This is a genomic window from Cyanothece sp. BG0011, assembly GCF_003013815.1.
Lineage (GTDB): Bacteria > Cyanobacteriota > Cyanobacteriia > Cyanobacteriales > Microcystaceae > Crocosphaera.
The window spans coordinates 26,281-50,606 of the sequence record NZ_PRLH01000004.1; the positions used below are offsets into that span (position 1 = coordinate 26,281).

22 protein-coding genes are annotated in these 24,326 nt (G+C 38.8%); 13 read left to right on the top strand and 9 right to left on the bottom strand.

The genetic code is table 11. From position 1 onward, the window contains the following. The first annotated feature begins 203 nt into the window (after nt 1-203). From C4E06_RS01485 to C4E06_RS01505, 5 genes are all read left to right on the top strand, one after another. Nucleotides 204-494: a hypothetical protein gene (locus tag C4E06_RS01485; RefSeq protein WP_107666458.1), complete on the top strand. Its 291-nt coding sequence runs from the start codon at nt 204-206 to the stop codon at nt 492-494. A gap of 227 nt (nt 495-721) precedes the next feature. Then, nucleotides 722-2,770, top strand: coding sequence for an NAD(P)H-quinone oxidoreductase subunit 5 (locus tag C4E06_RS01490; protein WP_107666459.1), 2,049 nt, complete (start codon nt 722-724; stop codon nt 2,768-2,770). Nucleotides 2,771-2,858: 88 nt separating this feature from the next. After that, nucleotides 2,859-4,187, top strand: coding sequence for a cytochrome P450 (locus tag C4E06_RS01495; protein WP_107666460.1), 1,329 nt, complete (start codon nt 2,859-2,861; stop codon nt 4,185-4,187). A gap of 196 nt (nt 4,188-4,383) precedes the next feature. Further along, the gene (locus C4E06_RS01500) at nt 4,384-5,331 is read left to right on the top strand and encodes an NAD(P)H-dependent glycerol-3-phosphate dehydrogenase (protein ID WP_107666461.1); all 948 of its coding nucleotides are present in this window, start codon (nt 4,384-4,386) and stop codon (nt 5,329-5,331) included. 179 nt (nt 5,332-5,510) lie between these two features. Further along, on the top strand, nt 5,511-6,869 hold the full coding sequence (locus C4E06_RS01505) for an MFS transporter (RefSeq protein ID WP_107666462.1): 1,359 nt from the start codon (nt 5,511-5,513) through the stop codon (nt 6,867-6,869). Between the two features lie 165 nt (nt 6,870-7,034). Here C4E06_RS01505 and petL read toward each other — a convergent pair whose 3' ends face one another. Then, complete coding sequence (gene petL, locus C4E06_RS01510) at nt 7,035-7,136, bottom strand: cytochrome b6-f complex subunit PetL (protein WP_008276699.1); 102 nt, start codon at nt 7,134-7,136, stop codon at nt 7,035-7,037. 146 nt (nt 7,137-7,282) lie between these two features. On the opposite strand from petL, the gene C4E06_RS01515 reads away from it, so the two are divergent. After that, a complete protein-coding gene (locus C4E06_RS01515) occupies nt 7,283-8,611 on the top strand; it encodes an alpha-amylase family glycosyl hydrolase (protein WP_107666463.1) in 1,329 nt (442 codons plus the stop codon). A 121-nt stretch (nt 8,612-8,732) separates the two neighbouring features. Here C4E06_RS01515 and C4E06_RS01520 read toward each other — a convergent pair whose 3' ends face one another. Further along, the gene (locus C4E06_RS01520; RefSeq protein ID WP_232826115.1) at nt 8,733-9,548 is read right to left on the bottom strand and encodes a hypothetical protein; all 816 of its coding nucleotides are present in this window, start codon (nt 9,546-9,548) and stop codon (nt 8,733-8,735) included. After that, complete coding sequence (locus C4E06_RS01525; RefSeq protein WP_107666464.1) at nt 9,535-10,371, bottom strand: DUF1206 domain-containing protein; 837 nt, start codon at nt 10,369-10,371, stop codon at nt 9,535-9,537. The genes C4E06_RS01520 and C4E06_RS01525 overlap by 14 nt, the downstream gene beginning before the upstream one ends. A gap of 325 nt (nt 10,372-10,696) precedes the next feature. Here C4E06_RS01525 and C4E06_RS01530 point away from each other — a divergent pair, with 325 nt between their 5' ends. Then, complete coding sequence (locus tag C4E06_RS01530; RefSeq protein ID WP_107666465.1) at nt 10,697-12,259, top strand: metallophosphoesterase; 1,563 nt, start codon at nt 10,697-10,699, stop codon at nt 12,257-12,259. A 23-nt stretch (nt 12,260-12,282) separates the two neighbouring features. Here C4E06_RS01530 and C4E06_RS01535 read toward each other — a convergent pair whose 3' ends face one another. Beyond that, nucleotides 12,283-13,044, bottom strand: a complete 762-nt coding sequence (locus C4E06_RS01535) for a histidine kinase (protein ID WP_107666466.1) — start codon at nt 13,042-13,044, stop codon at nt 12,283-12,285. A 90-nt stretch (nt 13,045-13,134) separates the two neighbouring features. Here C4E06_RS01535 and C4E06_RS01540 point away from each other — a divergent pair, with 90 nt between their 5' ends. Next, nucleotides 13,135-13,362, top strand: coding sequence for a phosphatase PAP2 family protein (locus C4E06_RS01540; RefSeq protein WP_198648212.1), 228 nt, complete (start codon nt 13,135-13,137; stop codon nt 13,360-13,362). Between the two features lie 450 nt (nt 13,363-13,812). Here C4E06_RS01540 and C4E06_RS01545 read toward each other — a convergent pair whose 3' ends face one another. Both C4E06_RS01545 and nth read right to left on the bottom strand, forming a co-directional pair. Further along, nucleotides 13,813-14,577: an SDR family NAD(P)-dependent oxidoreductase gene (locus C4E06_RS01545; protein ID WP_107666467.1), complete on the bottom strand. Its 765-nt coding sequence runs from the start codon at nt 14,575-14,577 to the stop codon at nt 13,813-13,815. Nucleotides 14,578-14,598: 21 nt separating this feature from the next. Beyond that, complete coding sequence (gene nth, locus C4E06_RS01550) at nt 14,599-15,237, bottom strand: endonuclease III (protein WP_107666468.1); 639 nt, start codon at nt 15,235-15,237, stop codon at nt 14,599-14,601. Between the two features lie 755 nt (nt 15,238-15,992). Between nth and C4E06_RS01555 the strand changes: the two genes are divergently transcribed. Further along, entirely contained in the window at nt 15,993-17,036 is a 1,044-nt protein-coding gene (locus C4E06_RS01555; protein ID WP_107666469.1) for an AI-2E family transporter, read from the top strand. Nucleotides 17,037-17,045: 9 nt separating this feature from the next. Here C4E06_RS01555 and C4E06_RS01560 read toward each other — a convergent pair whose 3' ends face one another. Both C4E06_RS01560 and ftsH2 read right to left on the bottom strand, forming a co-directional pair. Continuing rightward, nucleotides 17,046-17,357, bottom strand: coding sequence for a hypothetical protein (locus C4E06_RS01560; protein ID WP_107666470.1), 312 nt, complete (start codon nt 17,355-17,357; stop codon nt 17,046-17,048). A gap of 128 nt (nt 17,358-17,485) precedes the next feature. Further along, complete coding sequence (gene ftsH2 / locus C4E06_RS01565) at nt 17,486-19,372, bottom strand: ATP-dependent zinc metalloprotease FtsH2 (RefSeq protein WP_107666471.1); 1,887 nt, start codon at nt 19,370-19,372, stop codon at nt 17,486-17,488. A gap of 254 nt (nt 19,373-19,626) precedes the next feature. On the opposite strand from ftsH2, the gene C4E06_RS01570 reads away from it, so the two are divergent. From C4E06_RS01570 to C4E06_RS01585, 4 genes are all read left to right on the top strand, one after another. Beyond that, nucleotides 19,627-20,130, top strand: a complete 504-nt coding sequence (locus C4E06_RS01570; RefSeq protein ID WP_198648213.1) for a pentapeptide repeat-containing protein — start codon at nt 19,627-19,629, stop codon at nt 20,128-20,130. A gap of 62 nt (nt 20,131-20,192) precedes the next feature. Beyond that, nucleotides 20,193-21,320 carry a 5-(carboxyamino)imidazole ribonucleotide synthase gene (locus C4E06_RS01575; RefSeq protein WP_107666472.1) on the top strand — a complete coding sequence of 376 codons (1,128 nt, stop codon included), beginning with the start codon at nt 20,193-20,195 and terminating at the stop codon, nt 21,318-21,320. A gap of 60 nt (nt 21,321-21,380) precedes the next feature. After that, the gene (gene tadA, locus C4E06_RS01580; protein ID WP_107666473.1) at nt 21,381-21,872 is read left to right on the top strand and encodes a tRNA adenosine(34) deaminase TadA; all 492 of its coding nucleotides are present in this window, start codon (nt 21,381-21,383) and stop codon (nt 21,870-21,872) included. Between the two features lie 655 nt (nt 21,873-22,527). Further along, nucleotides 22,528-23,349: a hypothetical protein gene (locus C4E06_RS01585; RefSeq protein ID WP_198648214.1), complete on the top strand. Its 822-nt coding sequence runs from the start codon at nt 22,528-22,530 to the stop codon at nt 23,347-23,349. Between the two features lie 192 nt (nt 23,350-23,541). Here the strand turns inward: C4E06_RS01585 and C4E06_RS01590 are convergent, their stop codons facing one another. After that, entirely contained in the window at nt 23,542-24,282 is a 741-nt protein-coding gene (locus C4E06_RS01590) for a DUF1995 family protein (protein WP_107666475.1), read from the bottom strand. Nucleotides 24,283-24,326: the final 44 nt, after the last annotated feature.

The window sequence follows — 24,326 nt, forward strand, 5'->3', positions numbered from 1 at the left end:
TAATGTTATCAAAAGTGCAAGATATGACCGAAAAAAAGGGTTCTACGCCTCCTATTTCAAGGGGATGAAAGCGGTCGAGGGATGGCGAGGAAACCTCGCCATCCCTCGACCAAGAGAAGAAGAGTTTTCCTTGTTTCAAGCCTCCAAATTAAGGTGGATGTAATTCTAAATTCTACATTCTAAATTCTACATTCTGATTGACTATGCTCTCACAAATTTATTATATTGTTCGTTCAAAAACAGATGGAAAATATTTAGTAGCCCGAATTAATAAAGGGGAAGACGAAGGACCGGTGAGCTATTTATTAGTATTTCCAGAAAATTTTGAAGCCCGGAGTTATCTTAATACTCATAGTGCAGAGGTGAGCGATCGCTTTATTGTAGAATCGACCTCAGGAACCCAATTAAAAGCCATTTTGCAACGATGGGATTTTCAAGGCATTGGCTTAGTCAAAGATCCCTTAATCCCTAGAATTGAATTTTTGTCAATGTAAAACTGATATCTTGCACTGAAACTAATAAACTTAAAAATAATGAGAGGCTAAGCATTCAGTGTTATAAAAAGCAGTCAGTGGTCAGCATTCAGCAGTCAGTGTTATAAGAAAATAGCTGATGGCTGATGGCTGATAGGTGAACGCTTACAAATTCCTTAAAAAAAGTCTATAACTATAAAGTTAGCGTTATCAACTAAATAGAGAACAAATCATTTAGGCATTACCCTATGGAACCCCTTTATCAATATGCCTGGCTTATCCCCGTATTGCCCCTATTAGGGGCAATGGTGGTGGGCTTAGGTCTAATTTCCTTTAATCAAGTAACCAACCGCCTCAGACAAGCTAATGCAGTGTTTATCATCTCCTTGCTAGGGGCATCGATGGTGTTATCCTTTGCCCTGTTGTGGAGTCAAATACAAGGTCATGAAGACTATAATCGCATGATCGAATGGGCAGCAGCCGGCAATTTTCAGTTACAAATGGGTTATACCCTTGATCCCCTTAGTGCCTTAATGTGTGTTATTGTCACCACTGTGGCCTTTTTGGTGATGGTATATACCGACGGTTACATGGCCCATGATCCCGGTTATGTGCGCTTTTATGCTTATTTAAGTATCTTTAGTGCCTCCATGTTGGGATTAGTGATCAGTCCTAACTTAGTGCAAGTTTATATCTTCTGGGAACTGGTGGGGATGTGTTCCTATCTTCTCATCGGTTTTTGGTTTGATCGCAAAGCAGCAGCCGATGCTTGCCAAAAAGCCTTTGTCACCAACCGTGTCGGAGACTTCGGCCTTCTCCTCGGAATGTTAGGCATTTACTGGGCCACCGGAACCTTTGAATTTGATCTCATGGGGGAACGCCTAGAAAACTTAGTTTCTTCGGGAATGATAGCCCCTGCTTTAGCTGGTTTATTCGCTGTCTTAGTGTTCCTCGGACCCGTGGCCAAGTCCGCCCAGTTTCCCCTCCATGTTTGGTTACCGGACGCAATGGAAGGCCCTACCCCCATTTCTGCTTTAATTCACGCAGCGACGATGGTGGCAGCCGGTGTCTTTTTGGTGGCGCGGATGTATCCTGTGTTTGAACATATCCCCACGGCCATGACAATTATTGCCTGGACTGGGGCCGTTACCTCATTTTTAGGGGCAACTATTGCTTTAACTCAAAACGACATCAAGAAAGGGTTAGCTTATTCCACCATCTCCCAACTGGGTTATATGGTGATGGCCATGGGTATCGGTGCTTATACCGCCGGACTCTTTCACCTGATGACCCATGCTTACTTTAAAGCAATGTTATTCCTCTGTTCTGGGTCCGTTATTCACGGAATGGAGGGAGTCGTGGGCCATGACCCCGTATTGGCACAGGATATGCGTTTAATGGGGGGATTACGCAAATATATGCCCCTTACCTCTTTAGCCTTTTTAGTGGGAACTCTGGCTATTTGTGGGATTCCTCCCTTTGCTGGTTTCTGGTCAAAAGATGAGATTTTAGGCTTAGCTTTTGAAGCAAACCCTCTATTATGGTTTGTGGGCTGGTTTACCGCCGGTTTAACCGCTTTTTATATGTTCCGAATGTATTTTATGACCTTTGAAGGAGATTTCAGAGGCAATGATATGGAAATTCGGAATGAGTTATCAATGGCGGCAGCCCCTGTCTTTGGTCCTGGGGCCATGGATGTGAAAGAATTAGACCATGATAGCGAAGATCACGGTCACGACGAACATGGCCATAGTGACTCCCCCCATGAGTCTCCTTTAACCATGACTCTACCTTTGCTTATTTTAGCCATTCCTTCGACGGTCATCGGTTTATTGGGTAAACCCTGGGATAATACCTTTGAGGAGTTTATACACGCTCCTGGAGAGATGATAGAAGAGGTTTCTCACTTTGACTGGACCGAGTTTGGTATTATGGCCGGGAATTCCGTTGGTATTGCTTTGATTGGGATTACTATCGCTTCTTTGATGTATTTACAGCACAAAATTGATCCCAAAGCGATCGCAGATAAGTTTCCAGCGTTGTATAAATTCTCCCTCAATAAGTGGTATTTCGACGATGTTTATTACAACGTTTTTGTAATGGGATGTCGTCGGTTAGCCCGTCAAATTATGGAAGTGGATTATCGTGTGATTGATGGCGCAGTTAATTTGACTGGTTTAGCTACCCTCGTTAGTGGTGAAGGTTTAAAGTACCTAGAAAATGGTCGCGCCCAATTCTATGCCTTGATTATTTTCGGGGCTGTATTAGGATTTGTAGTTGTCTTTAGCGTGGTGTAAAGACCTTTTTCTTAGTTAGTTTTAAGGGGCAAAATTGCCCCTTTTTTGTTTACAATAAAAATAGATAAATTTCCAGTTTTAATCAACAATGACCAATTTAAACAGTCAAAAATCTGTAGCCTTACCCCCTGGAGAAACAGGATTACCTTTTATCGGTGAAACCCTTAGCTTTTTATTCGATCCTGACTTCGCCAAGAAGAGAAAAAAGAAATATGGTCAAGTTTATAAAACCAATATCTTTGGCAATAATACTGTTACCATGATTGGAGCAGAAGCCAATCAATTCTTATTTCGTAATGGAAATAAATATGTTGTCTCAACCTGGCCAAAAAGTACCCGAATTCTTTTAGGAAAATTATCTTTAGCAGTTAAAGATGGTACGTTTCACACATCCAGACGCAAATTATTAGCCCAAGCATTTCAACCCAGGGCTTTAAATAGCTATATTCCGAAAATGACTGAAATAACGCAACAATATGTAGACAAATGGTTACAAACAAAAGAATTAACCTGGTATCCTGAGTTAAGAAAATATACCTTTGATGTTGCTTGTAGTCTATTAATTAGCACCGAGAATGCCTCTCAAACAAAATTAGCCAGCTACTTTGAAACCTGGTGTCAAGGATTATTTACGTTACCCATTAATTTACCTTGGACAAACTTTGGTAAAGCGTTAAAATGTCGGGCAAAACTATTACAAGAAATCGAAACAATTATTATTGATCGACAACAACAACCTAATGAAAAAAATGATGCTCTTGGTATTTTATTAGATGCAAAAGATGAAGAAGGAAATAGTCTGACAATAGAAGAACTCAAAGACCAAATTTTATTACTTTTATTTGCTGGTCACGAAACATTAACCTCTGCAATTTCTTCATTTGTTTTATTAATGGCGCAACATCCTGATATATTGGAAAAAGTCAAAAAAGAACAAGAAAGTCTTAATATTACTGATACTATAACCCCAGAACAATTAAAAGAAATGACCTACTTAGAACAGGTGTTAAAAGAAGTTTTAAGACTCATTCCCCCAGTGGGTGGCGGATTTAGAAAAGTCATTAAAGAATTTGAATTTCAAGGGTATCATATTCCTAAAGATTGGACAGTACAATATCAAATTGCCCAAACCCATCAACAAAAAGATACGTTTCCTGATTATAATACCTTTGACCCTGAGCGATTTTCTCCTGAAAATATGGCAGATAAACAGAAAAATTTTTGTTATATTCCCTTTGGTGGGGGATTAAGAGAATGCTTAGGGAAAGAATTTGCTAGATTAGAAATGAGAATCTTTGCCAGTGTGTTAGTTCGTAACTGTCATTGGCAACTCTTACCCAACCAAGACTTAGAACTGATAACCCTTCCCAGTCCCCGTCCTCGTGATGGTTTAAAGGTTAAAATTACCGAAGTTTAACCCTGAAACATAAGAGGTTAGGCTATCTAGATAACATTCAGATCAATTGTCAAGGAATAAATGTTAATTTACAAAAAATTTAACATTGTCTATAATGATAAACGAGATATCAGATGTAAGTTAACATTGAGCATTAAAAAAGAGCCTTAAAGCAAAGTCAAGATAGTTTATTAGTCAACATATACATAATAAAAGAATGAGCAATCAAACCACCAACTTAACGATTATCGGCGCAGGATTATGGGGACAAGCGTTAGCAAAATTAGCAAAATATAACGATCAAAATAACGTCCGAATTTGGTCAAGAAGTAGTAGTGAATCCTTAGCTTCAGTTGTCAAAGAAGCAGATGTTATTCTTTCGGCTGTTTCTATGAAAGGGGTTCGGCCAACCGTTGAAAAATTACTCGCTCTAAACATTCCCGAAGAAACTATCTTTATTACTGCTACCAAAGGATTAGAAACAAAAAGTATTCTTACCCCTTCACAAATATGGCAAAAAAGCTTTCCTAACCATCCCGTTGTCGTCTTATCCGGACCTAATTTATCGAAAGAAATTGATAAAGGATTACCTGCAGCCACTGTTGTCGCTAGTGACGATACAGTAGCCGCCGGTAAAGCACAAGAAATCTTTTCTTCTGATATTTTTCGGGTTTACTTTAATAACGACCCCATCGGCACAGAATTAGGAGGAACCTTAAAAAATGTCATGGCCATTGCTTCTGGGGTTTGCGACGGGTTGCAGTTAGGAACCAATGCAAAATCTGCTCTATTAACTCGTGCTTTACCCGAAATGATTCGCATTGGTAATGAGATGGGAGCCTCTCCAGAAACCTTTTTTGGACTGTCAGGATTAGGAGATTTAATTGCTACTTGTGATAGTCCTTTGTCTCGTAATTATCGAGTGGGTTATGGTTTATCAGAAGGTAAAACCTTAGAGCAAGTTTTAGAAGAATTACAAAGTACCGCCGAGGGGGTAAACACTGCCAATGTTCTCGTAGAATTAGCTAGAAAATATAGAATAGCGATTCCGATTTCTCGTCAAGTGTATCGCCTTCTTAATGGAAAAACAACCCCTCAAGAAGCGGTTCAAGAGTTAATGGCGAGGGATTTAAAAGCAGAATTCGATGATTTAGACTTTGCTTAATTAGAAAATTTTAGGTTTTGTTGAGAGTAAAAAGACCCCAAAAATTTAGCAACTTGGACTAATAAAGAAGATAGTTAAAACATCAATAAAATGAAATTCTTTGGGTTAACTTTACTCTCGCAATTATACGAAGCTATTAAACAGATTAATAGCCAGCTTGTTGTTAGTAAAAAATCGTGATGACTACAGAAAAGAAACCCAATAGAACCCGAAACTTTTTTGAATTATGGAATATGAGTTTTGGCTTTTTTGGTATTCAATATGGTTGGGCCCTACAGATGGCCAACACCAGCGCAATTTATGAATATTTAGGAGCCAGTCCCGAACAAATTCCTTTATTATGGTTAGCAGCCCCAGTCAGTGGTTTAATTGCTCAACCGATCATCGGTTATATGAGCGATCGCACTTGGGGACCATTAGGCAGAAGACGGCCTTATTTTTTGGTGGGTGCCATTTTAAGTTCTATTGCTTTAGTATTAATGCCCAACTCATCCACATTATGGATGGCCGCAGGGTTACTGTGGATTTTAGACACTTCTGTTAACATCAGCATGGAACCATTTAGGGCATTTATTGCCGATTTATTGCCCGAAAAACAGCACACCCAGGGCTTTTCAATGCAAACCTTCTTTATTGGTTTTGGGGCGGTAGTGGCTTCGGTTTCCCCGTGGATATTAACCCATGTTTTTGGGCTGAGTAATACCAGCAACGCAGCAGAAGGGGTTCCTTTTACCGTTAAAGTGTCATTTTACATCGGGGCGGCCGTCTTTTTATTTACGGTACTGTGGACGGTGTTTACCACAGAAGAGAAACCCCCCAAAAATTTAGAAGCCATGCAACAGGCAAACGAAAACAAAGATGCAGGAGATAAATTAGGGGAAATTGTCGATTTAATCAAAGCCACACCCAAAACCATGAAACAATTAGCCTTGGTGCAGTTTTTTACTTGGTTAGGGGTTTTTTGTATGTTTCTCTACTTTCCCCCGGCAGTGGCTCATAATATTTTTGGTGCCGTAGAAGAAAATTCAGCCCTTTATACTGAAGGGATTGAATGGGCAGGTATTTGTATTGCTGTTTATAATGGGGTTTGTTTTCTGTTTTCTTGGGTATTACCCATGCTCACGGCTAGACTGGGAAGAAAAATGACCCATTCTCTGTGTTTAATCTGTGGTGGCCTGGGATTAATCAGTTTATTATGGGTTCATCGACCGATTTACGCTTTATTGTCTATGGCTGGCTTTGGTATTGCTTGGTCGAGTACCTTAGTGATTCCTTATTCAATGTTATCCCATATCATTCCTGAGAAAAATATGGGGTTATATATGGGACTGTTTAATGCGTTTATTGTCATCCCCCAAATTATTGCAGCCTTGGGGTTAGGATCAATTATGGATTCTTTTCTCGATAATAATCGCTTATTAGTGGTGGTTTTAGGAGGGGTTTCGATTCTTTTAGCGGCCATCTGTATTCATTGGGTAGATGACATAGAAACGGTGAAAACTGATAACCAGTCATTAGAAGTTCAAGCCACTGTGTGAAGATAGGCAACAGGCAAGGGTTCTCCCCCTAACAAAAGGGGGAGTTAGAGGGGGTGGCAATAGGCAACAGGATTTTATGTTGAGTCCGACTCTTCTTGTAAGACGTTCAAGATGTCAGTATAACCAAAGGGGTTAAGGTTAAATTGTCCTTAACCCCTATCTCAATTAGATAATTTTGGCCGTACGAAGACCGAAATATAATCCAAGGGCGATCGCTGTAAAGATCACAATATATCCAGCAAAAGCAGCAATAGCAACTCCTGACATAATTTTCCTCGACTCCTAAATTTACTAATTCTTTGCTATTTTACTTCTATTGGTGCAAGATGTCAGAATTAGGTTAGAGGGTCATTGTCAGGTACAATGGGGTTATTGCAACTGAAGGCAATACCCCGCGAAAGGAAAAAATTGTTATGAGTGATGTCGTACTTCATGTCTTTAATTGGAAGTATCAAGAAATTATTGACAGACTAGGAGAAATACGAGAAGCAGGTTATGGTGCGCTACTAATTCCACCTATTCTTTATTCAGATGTGAACTCACAGGACTGGTGGCAACGTTATCAACCTAAAGATTATCGAGTGCTTTTGTCTCATCTGGGAGGGAAAAAAGAACTAGAGGAGTTGATTAAACAATGTCATACCGGTGAGCCTAAACTAAAAGTTTATGCCGATATTGTCATCAATCATATGGCTAATGAAAATAGGGAAGATCGGTTAAACTTTCCAGGGAACGCTGAACTGGCGAACTATCAACACAAGAGAGACTTATTTGAAGCCAATAAATTGTATGGGGATTTGAATGAGGGCTTATTTTCTGGTCATGATTTTAATCGTTCAGGAAATATTCAAGACCATGAATGGTCCGACCGGCATCGGGTTGTCTATGGAGATATCAGTGATTTACCCGATTTAATGGACTCTCCTTGGGTGTTGTTGCAGCAACGAACCATGTTAGCAGCTCTAGCAAAAATGGGCTTTGATGGATTCCGTATTGATGCCATCAAACATATCAGCAAGCGGATGATTGATAATTTTGCTGATAGTGATTCATTGGCCGGACGCTATTTGTTTGGGGAAGTGTTGACCACCAATGATCATGAAGAAAAAACCTTTTTAGATCCCTTTCTTGAAGAAACTTGGATATCTGCCTATGATTTCCGTTTGTTTCAAACCATCCGAAAAGCATTTGAGATGGGCGGATCTCTCAGAACACTGGCCCGCCCTGAAAACGAGAATAATGGTTTACCTTGGACGAGGTCCGTTACTTTTGTGGTCAATCATGATCTTCCTCATAATGAGGATTTTCGTAACTTGTTACTCGATCGCACCGATGAAAATTTAGCTTATGCCTATATTGTGGGTAAAGATGGCGGACTGCCTTTAATTTACTCCGATCATAACGAATCCGTTCACAGATATCCTGAAGACCACGATCGCTGGTGTGATGCGTTTAAACGAGACGATATTAAACGGATGATCCGCTTTCACAATCAGGTTCAAGGCAAACAGATGACTATCTTATACGAAAGTGACTTGGTGTTAGTCTTCAGACGGGGAGATTGTGGCATTGTTGCCATTAATAAAGGGGGGGATCATGCTTCGGTGGAGTTCAGCACTTCGGGCTTAAAAAATCCCAGTCTCTATGAAGATTGCCTGAATAACCACCAAATGACCCTAGACGGCGATCGCTTTACCCTATCCATTAACCCTAGAACGGCTCAAATGTGGTTATCTGAATAACTCATATCTTACACCTCCCTCCATCTCCCACACCCCCCAACACCCCCCTTTAAAAGGGGGGCAGGGGGGGTAGGGGGCAGGGGGGGGTTAGGGACAAGAGGCAATAGTCTTTTATATTGTTTCAGTCTGATTCTTGTTCAAGCAGTTGAATTTTATTAGCGACTAAAACGTATTTTTGGGAGTATTCAATTTCAATTTCTTCTTGAGTTGATAAATCCCAATCTAAATTATAAGCTTGTACTAATTCACCTGGAATGAAGGGACGTAATACCCCATAAACAATCACTATTGCATCTTCGTGAAGTTCAATTCTGGGTTTCGGTTGTACCACAATTAAATCTTTTGCGCTAAAGATTTTTTCTTCGTCTAGTATAACTAAACCATAATTTGTGACGGCTTCGACTTCTCCTTTAATGGCTAAAGGCTGATTATTATAAAAGTCAACGTTATCATTAATATCTCCAGGATCAGGAGACAGCATCATAAACTCAGCGATAATAACAGGTTTTTTTTCGTATTTTCTATAACCGTCTGCATCAAGCTTTAAGCCGTATTTTGTTTCAATTTCGTTTAAATTTAATTTTGTAACTGTCCCCTTAACTAAGACTTCAGGGGTTTTATTATTAGAAAAAGTTAAAAGATTTTTTGAAGGATCAATGACTAAAATTCTTTCTCCACTAAACACATGATCTTTATCCAAAACGAATCCTCTCGTTCCAATGGTTTCTACAATATCATTGCGAACTAACACTGATTTTCCCATAAAATGATTAATATTGGGACTAATGGCAGCAACATCAACGAATTCATTTTCCTTGGTTACAACTTCGTCACTATTTTGACAAGCTGATAAGGTAATCAATAAGTGTAAAACCAATAGAATCGTCAATAATTTTTTCACCTTTTTTAGCTTCCAATAAACTTTATCTAATGGCATAACGTCGATATTTAGCAGCAACAAACATATAGAGTCCGTAACCCATTAAACCCATACCCATTAATCTTAACCACAACCATCCTAATGGCTGAGTTGCGATTTCGCGAAAGGCATTTTGTAAACCGCCTGCTAAGTCTGCAGTCCCATAAATGGCAGCTTGAATTAAGAAAATACCGATTAAAATAAAAGCAATTCCTCTAGATAATACGCCCAGTTTACCGATATAAATTGTCCATTTTTCTAAGCGGTAATTAATATCCACCGATCGCAATTCACTAATATAAGAACCTGTGTAAGCACCATAAATATAAAAACCACCAATCATTGTCACTATAATTCCCCCTAAAAGAATAAGCCATTCTCCAATGGGCTGCTCAAAAATTTCATTCGCTAAATCTTGAATGGTGTCATCATATTCTCCTATTTGTAAGACAATTTTAAACGCTGAATAAATCACCCCAGCATAAGTAAACGCACTCATCAGATAACCAAGACGTTGAACAATACTTTTCACACTCCAGAAGTTAGAGGATTCTAACACTTGGACTGCCTGAAGTAATCTTCGCAAAACATATCCTCCTAATGCTACTGCCAATAGGCTGACAAATCCTCTTCCCCAGGGTTGATGAGTAACGAAAGTTAAGGTCAAATAGGTTCCGGAGGCTTGGTGATTCGACATGATTGAGGCCCGAACCGCTAAAATACCAATGGATAGATATAAAGCACCTTTGCCTATATATCCCACTAAAATGTATCGTCTAATCCAAGGATTAGCTAAGACTTTATTTTGTAGCAGTCGTTGTGTTTTATCGAACCATTGCATTATGATAAGACGTGATCAACCTTAAGGATTAAAATTAACTCAATTAATCAAAAGTCGCACAACAATTAGTTTTAATTACCGATGAATTTATTATAACCGAATTTAAGTTAACCTCTTCTTTTTAAGCTCAATTGACTCCTAAACATTATTTGACGACTTAGTATTAAAAGTTGATATCTTATTTAAAACTTGATATCTTTTAAGTATAAGAGTAATTCTGTCTTATCTCAACGATTAGATAGGTTTGATAACTTAATTGGGTATGAGAATATACACTACTCATCAACTATAAATCCTTCACCTTATTTTAGGAAGCTTTTATAATATGCAATTTGTTAAAGATCCCTCAATTTCGGTTAAGATTAACGAAATGAAACAAAGAGTCCGATGGCAAGAATCGGTCATTAAAGAACGTGCCATTGACCAAACAAAACTTTTCATCGAAGACAGCAATAGAGATAATCCAGACTTTTCATTTTTAGTGATTGGTGATAGCGGTTGTGGACAGCATTATGACAATCACCCTCAAAGACAAATTGCTGAATTGATGCTGAAACAATCAGCTAATTTTATTCTTCATACAGGAGATGTGGTTTATCAAGTGGGTTCAAAAGAATATTACTACAAAAACTTTATTAAGCCTTACAAAGAATATTTAGTAGGGGGTGACTCGCCTAAACAAATTGCCTATGATGAGTTAATTTTTAAATTGCCTTTCTTGCCTGTTCTTGGTAACCACGATTATTATGATCTTCCCTTAGTTTATGGAGTCCTTTCTCAACTCACTTGGGGAGTTCGTCGTCTATTACCCATTAAATTTGATTTTGATGTGGGTTGGCACGGTTCTTTTAAAGGAAAAGCCTATAGTAAAGCTTTTTTAGATTATTTAGCTGACATTAAATCCTCCCATTCTCTAGCTAAACATTTGGATAAACATTATGGTGTCACTCCTGATGGGAGTCGTTGTTTATCCTATCAACCCGGACACTTTACTCGTTTGCCAAATCGTTACTATACTTTTTCTTACGGTGGCATTGATTTTTTTGCCCTTGATTCTAATACCTTTAATGCACCCTCTCCTTTACCCGATACGAAAGCAGGGGAACTAATGCGTCATTCACTGGTGAAACGACGTAAAGAGTTAGAAACACGAAAAGAAAAAATTCTCACAGAAATGCAATCCCTTAATCCTGAAAAAACAGAAGAAGCAGAAATGCTAGATGATAAAGAGGGACAAATCAACCAAATTGAAGAAGAACAATTAGATATCGATAAAAGACTCGATAAACATCAAGTTACCATTGATTTTGAGCAACTTCATTGGCTCAGAGATCAATTGATCAAATCTTGGCAAAATCCTGAAATTCGAGGACGAGTTATTTATTTACATCATCCCCCCTATGTGACAGAAAAGACCAAATGGGACCAAGGACAAACCCTAGCAGTGCGTCATCGTCTGCGTTATGTTTTTAATGAGGTGGCTCAAATCATCGGCAACATTCCCCAAAACACCGGTATTGTTGATTTAGTTTTATCTGGTCATGCTCACTGTTTAGAACATCTCTATACTGAAAATAAACAACAAGCTGATTCTTTTATTCATTGGCTCGTTTGTGGGGGAAGTGGCCACAGTCTTCGCCGTCAACGTCGTGAAGGTTCCATTCTCAAAGAAACTGACGAACAAGGTGTTGAACATCAAGTTGCTCGCTCATTAAAATTTATAGGTCGTAATGGCCATGGTTCTCATAAAAAACGGCCTTATTCTTTTCTACAAATTGAAGTTAAAGGGGGTAAACCTCCTCAATACGTTATTCATTATCATATTGCTGAACTCTATCAACACCACTGGCATAATTACCAACTAGACCCTATGGTTATCAATGAATAATGATTCATAGAATAGCAAGGTATCTAATCAGATTTTTCGGTGGAAAAAGATTGCCACAACTCCCGTAAAACTTGTTTAATATGTCGCTCTTTTTTAGCCAGGGTACGGGCAGATTCTTCTATTTTGCTTTCTAGCTTTGTCTGCTGCTCTGTTATTTTTTCGTTGAATAATTCAGGTTCTGTTTGACTTTGCTGATACCAAGACTTAGCCTCGTCTAAGTAGGGTTTTATATCTTCAAACTGTTCACTATAACGACTAACTAAGTTAGCTCTAATAACCGCTAATTTAGCTTTTAGTTGTGCGTAACGCCTTTTCATTAGAGCAAATTCTTCACTATCTTGGATTAACTTAATAGAGGATTCTATTGTTTCCTGAATTTTGCTTGAATGATTTTTTGCAGTTTCGTTAACTTCCTTGAGTACCATCTCAATGTTGTTTTCCAAATCTTTTTCTTCTTCGACGATTTTGGACTCTAGCTGTTGAACTTCTTGTTGAGTTTTAGAAATATTCTGACGTTTAGAATAACTGAGTCCTTCAATAATTCCCTCAACAGTTGCGGTAATTTCTTCCTTAATGTCTTCTCCCTCATTTGGGGAATTTTCAATAACAGCCGAAACAACATCTTGAACTAAAGAACGAATTCCCTGAGAATCTTCTTTGACTTCTAAATTAGTTTGCGAAAGGGTTGATTTGACAATTTCTTTGACATTTCCAGGGCGACTTTTTTCTTCTTTTTTTGCTTCCTGAAGGGCTGTAATGATTTTTTCTTTTAAAGAACTAGACATAACTTTCCAAAAATAATTTTTCTAAAAGAATAATTGATAATAATCTTTTTAATCAATCACATTTTGCATGGTAATCAATATTTTTCATAGTTGCATCAGTCTCAAGAAAGACTTTTAAATATTATTTTTGTCATTATATTTGCCTTCGTCTGGGTGGGTTTGATCTCCATGTCTCGTTTAGTCTTGGGCGCCCATTGGCCCAGTGATGTCATTGTCGGTTTGGCGATCGCCCTACTCTGGTTAATCTTCGTTATTTTGGCTTTTATCAGAGCCGAAATCGAGATCAATAAGCATTCAAAACTTCAGAGAACTCGATAGCATTGCCTGGAAAAGTTATTGAACAATGATGTAACCCTAACAACAAGTTACCCGCCTTCGGAGGCGGGTTTAATCAGTGTACAAAGGATATGGACTCCTAGAAATATAAATGAATTGGTTAGATAGTGACTAACTAAAGTGAACACTGAACTCACAATATTTGTTAAGCAACTCAACATCCTCTTTCCGACTCAGGTGTTGATCATGGTTCTCACCCTAACACCTTCTTAAACCATTAATTTAAAAAGCTGTGGGTAATACCATCGTGTCTTTTTAGGACATTGGTGTTAAAAATATTGCGTCGACTAGAGCAGATGGCACAGACTCCAATCGATACCTTTTTAGAAGTTTGGTGTACTTCCTTGTGCCTGTCTCGATAATAGCATCAACCTGAGAAAAATGCCTCGTTTTCTTTACAAAACTTTATAGTAAAAAGAAGATAAGTAAAAATTACCAAGGAAGACAATTACCATCCCAAGAAAAGAATTTTCCTGTATCATTTTCTGTTAAGTTATCAATAATAGTTAATAACTGTTTAACGGTTCTTTCGACAGAAAATAGCTTTTCTGGGGGGACATTTTTTTGAAACGGTTTAGATAAATGAGTGTCTGTTGTTCCAGGGTGTAATGCAACAACAATCGTATGGGGACAAGTTCTTTTATATTCAATAGAAATGGTTTTTAGGAACATATTAAGGGCTGCTTTTGAAGCGCGATAACCATACCAACCTCCCAGATAATTATCTTCAATACTGCCGACTTTAGCACTAATAGCCGCAAAAACACTCTGGTGGGAATGACGAAAGAAAGGTGATAACTGTTTAGCTAATAAAACAGTAGCGATACTATTAACTTGGAAATAAGTTAATAAATTTTCAGTATTAATATGTCTCAGACTTTTTTCTGGTTTAATAGTATCTTCATGAAGAATACCCACACAGTTAACCACTAAATGGAGTTCTGATATTTCTTGTTTTAACTGTTTAGCTAAATTGCTGATTTGTTCTTCTTCCGTAATATCTAACTGTAATAGTTTTAGAGAGTTAGAATATTGAATCTGTAACTTAAATAACTCTTGTGCTGTTTCTTTTTGTCGATAAGTTGCATAAAGTTTAACACTTTCTTCTCGTTCAAGAAGTTGTCTGATAAATCCTACACCGATTCCCCTAGAAGCACCAATAATGAGAATATTTTTGTTGATTTTTTGAGTATTCATTATATTATGTACTATAATTTATTAAGAGATAAAAGAACAGAGATTAGCTAATTGACAATCTTGACAATTAGGCGTTCTTGCTTTGCAAATTTGACGACCATGATAAATAATCCGAATCGAAAAATTTTCCCAGTCTTTTTGAGGTAATAAAGCCATCAAATCCTTTTCTATTTTAACGGGATCAGTGGCTTTTGTTAACCCTAATCGTTGACTTAATCGTTTAACATGGGTATCAACTGTCACCCCTGCATTAATACCAAAAGCATGAGCTAAGACCACATTAGCTGTTTTTCTGGCCACACCAGATAATAATAATAATTCTTCCATGGTTTGAGGAACTTTTCCATCAAAATCTTGCATAATTTTTTGACAAGCCCCTTGAATATTTTTAGCCTTATTACGATAGAATCCTGTAGAACGGATCAATGTTTCTAATACTTCTCGATCAGCATTGGCTAAAGATTGAGCATCAGGAAAACGAGTAAATAATTCAGGGGTTACTTTATTAACCCGTTCATCGGTGCATTGGGCTGATAAGATAGTTGCAACTAATAATTGAACAGGACTATCATAAGTTAAACTACAAGTAGCATCAGGATATAATTGTTTGAGAATTTTTAGTATTTCTAAGGCTTTTTTTTGCTGATTGGATGTTTTCATGATAAAACCCTGAGTTTAGGTTAAAGGAGGAAAGAAATTACCTTTGAGGATAAACTTCCTAGAAATAACTATAGTATAAAGTATATATTTTCCTTATTACAAATCATTCCTGTCTCATGGGCCTTGCTTTTTAGTCTTGAATGAGTAACTTTGTGAACATCTTTTTATTTTCTGAGATACTAATATTAATCAATTTCAATTATTTAATTTAATTAATTCTTGATTCTACTTAATTATTATTATCCTGTATTATGATAATAATAATCAATATATTAAGGTGTTTATGCTTGGTAACAAAAAAAATTAGAAGATTGTATTAAAGAGTTAGATAAAGATTGTGTTTTAGGAATATGATTATTACGAATAGCTAATATAGCTAGTCTATTGAAATCGTGAAGGTACTGGTTGAGAGGAGAGAACGCCGAAACGAGAAACAGAAAATTTTCACAACTCATTTAAACTGGCTATAATATTATCTATCTTCTGGACGATGTGAAAATAATCTAATAATGATATCTATATTAATTGTCTAAAATAATTTGATGTTTTTAGTCAGGGATTACTCCGCCCTTCGGGTTCGCCAGTTGCTTCATTTGGGAAATCCCAAAACCGCACTGGACTCACCGTACAACGACGGAGTCTGCTCTGGAGGACAGGGGTGGCAAACCATTGCGCTACTGTGAGATGTCCGTGAACGTTGGTAAGCTTTTATAACAACTAAAATAACTTTTTGATGAAATCAAGTAGGTAATATTTTGTATTTTAGTAACTTTGTCGGTGTCATTGCGCTGCTAATCGCCATTTATATTTTATGGCAAATTCGCTTTATTATTTTGCTAACGTTTGCGGCCGTAGCCTTGGCAACGGCCATTAATTATTTAGTTCAATTATTAATGAAGTTAGGAATCAAAAAGCGTGGTGTATCAATTTTTGTGGCTTTATGTCTACTCTTGTTAATATTTGCAGTTTTTCTGTGGCTAATTTTTCCGCCTTTTATCGATCAGTTACAACAATCTCTTTCTTTATTACCTCTAGTTGTAGATAAGATTCAGGTTTGGTTAACCTGGTTACAAGAAACAGTTCCAGAACAGCTTGTCGGAGAAATTCAAAAGCTAGAAAATCTGACTCGCGATTTACCCGGTATTGCCACCCAAGTTGTCAGCAATTTCTATAGTATTTTTTCAAGTTCGTTGGGTGTTTTGTTAAATATTTTGCTGATGACGGTGGTAATGATTATGTTACTTGCCAGTCCCGATCCCTATATACGCTTATTTATCGCTTTTTTCCCCTCTTTCTATCGTCGCCGTGCTGCCAAAATTCTCAAAAAAAGCGAGATTGCTTTAGTGGGGTGGACTAAGGGAATTTTGTTTAATATGCTGGTCATTACTCTTCTTAGCTGGTTGGGATTAACAATTCTGCAAGTTAAACTTTCTTTAGCTAATGCCCTTTTAGCTGGTTTATTAACCTTTATTCCGAATTTAGGCCCTGCTTTAAGCTGTATTCCCCCAATCGTTTTGGCTTTAATTGATGCACCCTGGAAAGCGGTAGCCGTATTGATACTTTATATTCTGATTCAACAGGCAGAAAGTAATATCTTGACTCCTTTAGTCATGAAGCAGCAGGTATCTTTGTTACCAGCAGTGACTTTACTCGCTCAAGCCTCATTTGCCATCTTTTTTGGTTTTATTGGTTTATTTTTGGCATTACCATTAACTGTGGTGGCTCAGGTATGGATTGAAGAAGTGTTAATTAAAGACATTTTAAGTAACTGGAATCAAAAAAGCGATCGCTTTCAATAATTACTTAAATTAAGGAGATTTTTTATTTCCTGGTACATCGGTGGTTATGGTCAGATGAGCGACGTTAACCACCCCGACACCCACTTCTAGCCTAACTCTCTCCCCATTAATATTTTTTTCTCTTACTTTTTTTTCAGCTATTTGTATAATATCTAAAGCTTGGTCAACGGCGGTTTGAATGGCTTCTTCGGTAACCTCTTCTGCTTTATCGTTGGCGACATTAGAAACTTGATGAGCGACTTTTTTACCTGTTTGTTCGACGGTATTAGCAACTCGATTCATTAGCTTCTGACTTTTTTGAGGAATATTCTCTAAATTCATTATTCAAATTAATTACGCTTACATTCAATATACTTAACAAACTATTTAAATTCATCATCCTTTAGATAGTTTTGACATCAAAAAAGACGCGATCGCTCGCGCCTTTTTTCTATGGTTTCTAACCTAACTTACAACTGAGGGACAAACTGTTCTTTTTCAGGAACATGGGTGTATTCAGCCACAATTTGACGAAACTCTTCGCCGTCAATGGTTTCTTTTTCAATTAATAATTCCACCAAGCGATCAATCACTTCACGGTTATCACGAATCAGTTGACGGGCGAGTTGATGGCCCTCTTCAGCTAAAGTACGAACCTGACTATCAATCTTCATGGCCACTTCTTCGGAGTATTCTGCGCGGTTCATTAAACCACCCCCTAAGAAGACTTCCCCGGAAGAACTTTCTAAGGAGAGCGGTCCTAACTCACTCATCCCGAAACGAGTTACCATCTGACGAGCCATTTCCGTCACCTGTTGTAAATCGCCACCAGCGCCGGTTGTTACCTCATCATAGCCAAACACCTCTTCTTCCGCTGCACGACCCCCTAACGCGCCAGCAATGCGGGCCATTAACTGTGCTTTAGTGGTTAGTCCTTGTTCTTCGTTGGGGGTGAACCAGGTTAACCCTTGGGCCTGTCCACGGGGAATTAAGGTGACTTTCTGAACGGGATCATGATCCTTAACTAATGTTCCCACGATCGCATGGCCCACTTCATGGTAAGCAATGAGACGCTTACTCTTGCTATCCACTAAGGGAGTTCCTTCCATACCGGCCACCACCCGGTCTACTGCGTCGTCAATTTCCAGTAAGGTAATGGCTTCTTTGCGACGACGGGCGGTTAAAATGGCTGCTTCGTTGAGTAAGTTCGCTAAGTCTGCTCCACTAAACCCAGGGGTACGACGGGCGATGGACTCAATCGAGACATCCGGTGCTAATTTTTTGTTGCGAGCGTGAACTTCTAAGATTTCGATCCGTCCTTTGAAATCAGGGGCATCGACAATCACCTGACGGTCAAACCGGCCAGGACGCATTAAGGCAGAGTCAAGCACATCAGGGCGGTTAGTGGCAGCAATAATGATGATGCCAGTATTGCCTTCAAACCCGTCCATTTCCGTTAATAACTGGTTCAGGGTTTGTTCCCGTTCATCGTTACCGCCACCGATACCAGCACCCCGTTGACGGCCCACTGCGTCGATTTCATCGATAAAGATGAGACAAGGAGCGTTTTCTTTGGCTTTTTTGAATAAATCACGAACCCGAGACGCACCCACACCGACGAACATTTCTACGAACTCAGACCCAGAAATGCTGAAGAAAGGAACACCGGCTTCTCCTGCGATCGCTTTAGCTAATAAGGTTTTACCGGTTCCAGGAGGCCCCACTAATAACACCCCTTTAGGAATGCGTGCGCCAACAGCAGTGAACCGTTCCGGTTGTTTTAAGAAGGTGACAACCTCTTGTAATTCTTCTTTGGCTTCATCGATACCAGCCACGTCATCGAACATAATGCCGGTTTTGGCTTCCATTTGGAAACGAGCCTTAGACTTACCAAAATTCATGGCCTGTCCTGGACCACCGGGTAAATTACTCGAACGACGGAAGAGGAAGAATAAAGCCCCGATGAGGAGGATAGGGAATAATAAATTGCCTAAAAAGCCCCATAACGCGCCTTCATTACGAATCGGGTGAGATTCTAGTTGAACATCAGACTTTCGTAACTTAGCCACTAAGTCGGGGGCGTTCATGGGAAGATCAACCCGTGATCTTTGCACTCGATCTTCAATTTCCGGGTCTACCGCCTGTACAATGGCCGTGCGTCCCCCTTCGTAGAGATCAACGCTCAGAATACGACCTGAATCTAAATATTCTAGGAAACGTCCGTAGGTCATACGGGTGTTAGCTGTGTTGTTTCCCATTTGGGTCGAAGCCGAAGGAAATGCCCCTTGCCAGAGGAAAAAACCCACCACTAATAGTGGTACAGTCCAGAGTAATAGGGTTCTCCAAGATATTTTCATAGGTTAAAGTTTCTCGTAGGTTATCAAAAATTGGTTTCTTTAATACAAAATGGGTCTTTTGTCAAGACGTTAACCATAAAATGTCGGAATTTTGCTCAAATCGCAGATCCAACTTAACTAAATTTAACGTAATTCTCAGATTAGTTGCAAGTTTTTCCGATTTCTTCGTCTTCGTCATCCCATTACCCTAACCTTCAACCATTAAGATAAAATCTAAAATAGTGATTTCGAGAGATGATTTAGGGTTTATTTGGATGAAATACTTATTAAGATTAACAGTTGTTCTCTTTTCCTTACTATGGTTAATAACACCTACCGCTTACGCTGCTAGTTCGACGGCCGTCACTGGGGCGAGTGCCTCCTACGAAGATGTTAAACTGATCGGGGAAGACTTTTCGGGTAAAAGCCTCACCTACGCCCAGTTTACCAATGCGGATCTCACCGATTCTAATTTTAGTGAAGCGGATCTCAGGGGGGCCGTTTTTAATGGCTCTGCCTTGATCGGGGCTGATCTTCATGGGGCTGACTTAACCAATGGTCTAGCTTATCTTACCAGTTTTAAAGGGGCTGATTTAACCAACGCCGTGTTAACCGAAGCGATTATGATGCGGACTAAGTTTGATGATGCTAAAATTACAGGGGCCGATTTTAGTTTAGCGGTTTTAGATGTTTATGAAGTGGATAAACTCTGCGATCGCGCTGAAGGGGTCAACTCGAAAACTGGGGTTAGCACCCGTGAGTCCCTAGGATGTCAATAAATTAATGATTAGGTGGGCGTTCTTTGCCCACCGCCCAGTCTATTATTTAAGTTAGAGAAAGAATGAGTAATCAGCGTGTTGGTGTTATTGGTGGGGGTCAACTGGCCGGGATGATGGCTACCGCTACGGAAAAATTAGCCATAGATTTATTAATACAAACCCCCCACAAAGATGATCCGGCTGTAGCGATCGCCCATGAGGTGATTTTAGCCCCTATTGATGATGCTAACGCCACCCAACAATTAGCAGAAAAATGTGACGTTATTACCTTTGAAAACGAGTTTATTAATTTAGAAGCCTTAAAAAAGTTAGAAAGTCAGGGGGTTTGTTTTCGTCCTAAATTATCAGCTTTATCCCCTTTATTAGATAAATATCAACAACGAAGTTATTTAAAAAGTATCAATATTCCTGTTCCCAAATTTACCACTTTAGAAGCATTATCTTTAACTGATTTTAACTTTCCTTTAGTGATTAAAGCCCGTCGTCATGGTTACGATGGTCAAGGGACATTTATTATTAAGAATTCAGAAGAATTAAACCACCTATTAGAAAAGGTCAATAATATCCCTTTAATGGTAGAAGACTATATTCCCTTTGAGCGAGAATTAGCCCTGATGGTTGCTCGTAATGTTAAGGGAGAAATTGTTACCTATCCAGTGGTAGAAACCTATCAAAAAGAACAAGTTTGCCATTGGGTGATTGCCCCTGCCAATATTTCTGAAACAGTACAAAAAGAAGCTCGGCAGATTGCTGAACATTTAGTAACTCAATTAGACGTGGTTGGCATTTTTGGCATTGAATTCTTTTTAACTTCAGATGAGCAATTATTAGTCAATGAAATAGCCCCTAGAACCCATAATTCTGGGCATTATACTCTAGATGCTTGTGATATTTCTCAGTTTGAAATGCAGTTAAAAGCAGTAACCGATCACCCATTAGGATCAACTCAATTGAATTGTTTAGGGGCAGTGATGGTGAACCTATTAGGATATGAAAATTCCCATTATGACTATCAAGAAAAACGCCAGAAAATAGCTAATCTTCCTCATACTTATGTACATTGGTATGAGAAAACCGAGTCTCGTGTCGGTCGTAAATTAGGTCATGTTACTCGATTAATTAAAGATCATAAAATTGCGCCAGAAACCATTGCCAAAGAAATAGAATCCATTTGGTATCGTAATCAGTGATAGAGAGTGATCAGTCCCCAACAATTATTAAGAGAGATGCGATCGCTTAAAGATAATTCAATGAGAAAACCTGATCCTTGGGGAAACTATCAAACCCATTGTCACTGGATGAAACAAGCGTTAAGATTGGCAGAAATTGCCGCCAAGTTAGGAGATGTTCCCGTCGGTGCGGTGATGATTAATGGTCAAGGCAAGATCATTGCTGAAGGCTATAATAGTAAAGAATGTCATCATGATCCCACGGGTCACGCCGAAATCATCGCTATTCGTCAAGCTAGTCAAACACTGAAATCGTGGCACTTGGAAGAATGTACCCTCTACGTTACCTTAGAACCCTGTATTATGTGCGCTGGTGCCATTATTCAATCTCGGTTAGGATTATTGGTGTATGGGGTCGATGATCTCAAGTCGGGAAGTATTCGCACTGTATTAAATTTACCCGATAGTGCAGCCTCTAATCATCGTCTTTCGGTGCTGTCAGGAATTCTTGAAGGAGAGTGTCGTCAGCAATTAAAACACTGGTTTATAGAGAAAAGACTTAAAAAAAGCTGAACAGTGTAGAAATAAATCTATACTAGGAAACATTTTGCTCTGTTAACTCAGTCATCCCTTTACGATGCGATCGCTTGGCTAAGTCACTCCCTATCCAATACTGCGTAGGTTTTGGATTTTGACTTTTCTTTAAGGCAAGCAGAGGAGCAGGGAGACCTTCGCTGAGGAGAGGGCTTTTCGGTTTTCTCCCCCGCAAGAAAGCTCCCTTCTCCTCGCGCGTTCACGCTTGTCGGGGAACCCGACCGGGGTCGCTCGTCTCCCTTGCAGTCTCAGCTAGGGTTTTGCGCTTAACCGAGTAGTATTGACTCCCTATTCTTACTCCTCCCTCAAACTAATCAAGGTTTGAGAAATGGCCAGACGTTCAGTTTAGTGATCTTCATCTCAGATACCTAGCTAGAGTAATTTAAAGCTTGTAGCGTTATTGATTAGTTTTATTTATAAAATAGCAAAAAATTAGTTTTTTCTGTTTATTTTTGTTATGATAAGGCCATAATGTCTGAAAAAAATGTTAACATTTCTGGTTTAAATTTGTAATAACCATAACATAAACATCAATAGAAACAGGAGGTTTAATAAATAATTAATAGAAACCTAACAAAGAACCAGGAGACAATTAAACAAGGCAGTAAAACTCATTGAGTAACTATTAAGCACTGTGAAAACTTTTCTATTATTAGCATCTTTGTCAATCACTCAGGTATTGGGCGATATCCTTCTGAGTCGAGGAATGAAAGATTTTGTCGGTTTTGATTTTTCTAGTCCAACTATCATTTTTTACTTAATAGCTTATATTTTAACGAATTATTGGATTTTGATGGGCTTAGGAATTCTGATTGTTTCTCTAAGTCTTTATCTTACCGCCATTTCTAAATTAGACCTGAGTTATGTTCTACCGATTCATGCCTCTAGTTATGTTTTAAACGGATTATTTGCTTGGGCTATTTTAGGAGAAGATGTCACCGGAATGCGCTGGATAAGCACATTAGTCATTTCCTGTGGTGTATTATTTGTGGGATTAAGTGATAGTCAAACCTCACAATTTTCTCAAGATTATCACGGTAATATGAAGTCTCGTAATTTACCCTTATTTTTTCTACCCTTTAGTCTAGCGGTGTCTAAAACCTGGTTAGCAATTATGATTAGTTCTATCTCTGATGCCAGTGGAGACTTATTGTTAGCCCTAGGAATGAAAAGAATAGGAGAACTCAAAAAAATAACTTTTGTAGAAGTAACAAAAATGGTGATCAAAGTGATCACTAATCCCATTATCATCAGTGGAATTGCTTGTCAAGGAATTGCGTTTTTTAGTTTCATCTCTGTCTTAAGTTGGGCAGATATCAGCTTTGTCCGTCCCGCTACAGCTTTAACTTATATTATTAGTATGTTAGGGGCTAAACTTATCCTAAAAGAAGACATTAGAGAACAGAAACTCTGGGGGATTATTTTAATCGGACTAGGGGTCTTTATTCACCGTTAAAAAATCGAGAGTTCTTTCCTAACATTGACCCCTCTGCTCCCCTTTGAAAGGGCAGGGCTGTTTCAAAGGGGAGCAGGGGGGTTGGCCAGAGGCAATCGTATTTCATTGTGACGCTAACTTATTCACAATTAATTACCTTCTCATAATTATTAAGTTTTCTTGTACTGATGCAAGATGTCAGTCTCCTCAGATTTATTGACTCAATGCCTTCAAAAAACTTTGCATACTAGCAAAAATTCCTGATTTTTTAGATTGAGGTTGATCACTATTATCCTCTTCTCCTTTCAACGCATTATTAACTAAAATGTCCAATGCTTCTCCCATGGGTTTTTGGCTTTGTTCTGCGATTAACTCATAACCCTCTTCTTTTTCTAAATACACCAACCAAGGAGAAGGATAAGAACGCAACACCACCACCCCATCTAACGGTCGAAAATAATAAACCGATTCTAAGGTACTAATAAACCGTTCTCTAAGTTGACGGGCTGCGTAACCAATACCCACAATAGACACATCTTCTAACTGGGGAATCAGCAGAATAACCGGGCGATGGCCGGCTAAATTACATAGTTTTTCTACCGTTTCCACTTCTACAGACGAGGGACTGACTAATAAAAAGGCTTCGTCAGCCTCAGAAATTTTCTTTTCGACAGAAGTGGCCCGACTCCCTAAGTCAGTTACCTGAAAAGGGGTTTCTCCCCAGTCTCGTCTGGCTAAGGCAGCGGCCCCGGTATCGGGAAAGATCACTTTTAACCCTGATTCTTGGCCCTCGAATAAGGTGGTAAACTCTAAGGCTAAGGGTTGGGCTTGTAGGGCAATCTCTGGGATAACAATTTCTAAGCAAATGCGTCCTACCCCTGCTTCTAGGGCGAGTTTAGCGGCTTGTTTGGCTTGGGTTACGGCTTGTTCTAAAGTGTTGGGAACTTCAACCATGATAGGGCTAGTAAACGGCGATCGCTTTTATTGTACAAGAGTAC

What these genes read in the sequence shown, in the direction of transcription:
- C4E06_RS01500 (WP_107666461.1), top strand. Translation starts at nt 4,384, where the DNA reads ATGAGCAATCAAACCACCAACTTAACGATTATCGGCGCAGGATTATGG.
- C4E06_RS01505 (WP_107666462.1), top strand. Translation starts at nt 5,511, where the DNA reads ATGACTACAGAAAAGAAACCCAATAGAACCCGAAACTTTTTTGAATTA.
- C4E06_RS01485 (WP_107666458.1), top strand. Translation starts at nt 204, where the DNA reads ATGCTCTCACAAATTTATTATATTGTTCGTTCAAAAACAGATGGAAAA.
- C4E06_RS01520 (WP_232826115.1), bottom strand. Translation starts at nt 9,548, where the DNA reads ATGCCATTAGATAAAGTTTATTGGAAGCTAAAAAAGGTGAAAAAATTA.
- C4E06_RS01525 (WP_107666464.1), bottom strand. Translation starts at nt 10,371, where the DNA reads ATGCAATGGTTCGATAAAACACAACGACTGCTACAAAATAAAGTCTTA.
- C4E06_RS01515 (WP_107666463.1), top strand. Translation starts at nt 7,283, where the DNA reads ATGAGTGATGTCGTACTTCATGTCTTTAATTGGAAGTATCAAGAAATT.
- C4E06_RS01590 (WP_107666475.1), bottom strand. Translation starts at nt 24,282, where the DNA reads ATGGTTGAAGTTCCCAACACTTTAGAACAAGCCGTAACCCAAGCCAAA.
- petL (WP_008276699.1), bottom strand. Translation starts at nt 7,136, where the DNA reads ATGTCAGGAGTTGCTATTGCTGCTTTTGCTGGATATATTGTGATCTTT.
- C4E06_RS01535 (WP_107666466.1), bottom strand. Translation starts at nt 13,044, where the DNA reads ATGTCTAGTTCTTTAAAAGAAAAAATCATTACAGCCCTTCAGGAAGCA.
- nth (WP_107666468.1), bottom strand. Translation starts at nt 15,237, where the DNA reads ATGAAAACATCCAATCAGCAAAAAAAAGCCTTAGAAATACTAAAAATT.
- C4E06_RS01560 (WP_107666470.1), bottom strand. Translation starts at nt 17,357, where the DNA reads ATGAATTTAGAGAATATTCCTCAAAAAAGTCAGAAGCTAATGAATCGA.
- C4E06_RS01490 (WP_107666459.1), top strand. Translation starts at nt 722, where the DNA reads ATGGAACCCCTTTATCAATATGCCTGGCTTATCCCCGTATTGCCCCTA.
- C4E06_RS01570 (WP_198648213.1), top strand. Translation starts at nt 19,627, where the DNA reads ATGAAATACTTATTAAGATTAACAGTTGTTCTCTTTTCCTTACTATGG.
- ftsH2 (WP_107666471.1), bottom strand. Translation starts at nt 19,372, where the DNA reads ATGAAAATATCTTGGAGAACCCTATTACTCTGGACTGTACCACTATTA.
- C4E06_RS01575 (WP_107666472.1), top strand. Translation starts at nt 20,193, where the DNA reads ATGAGTAATCAGCGTGTTGGTGTTATTGGTGGGGGTCAACTGGCCGGG.
- C4E06_RS01495 (WP_107666460.1), top strand. Translation starts at nt 2,859, where the DNA reads ATGACCAATTTAAACAGTCAAAAATCTGTAGCCTTACCCCCTGGAGAA.
- tadA (WP_107666473.1), top strand. Translation starts at nt 21,381, where the DNA reads ATGAGAAAACCTGATCCTTGGGGAAACTATCAAACCCATTGTCACTGG.
- C4E06_RS01530 (WP_107666465.1), top strand. Translation starts at nt 10,697, where the DNA reads ATGCAATTTGTTAAAGATCCCTCAATTTCGGTTAAGATTAACGAAATG.
- C4E06_RS01545 (WP_107666467.1), bottom strand. Translation starts at nt 14,577, where the DNA reads ATGAATACTCAAAAAATCAACAAAAATATTCTCATTATTGGTGCTTCT.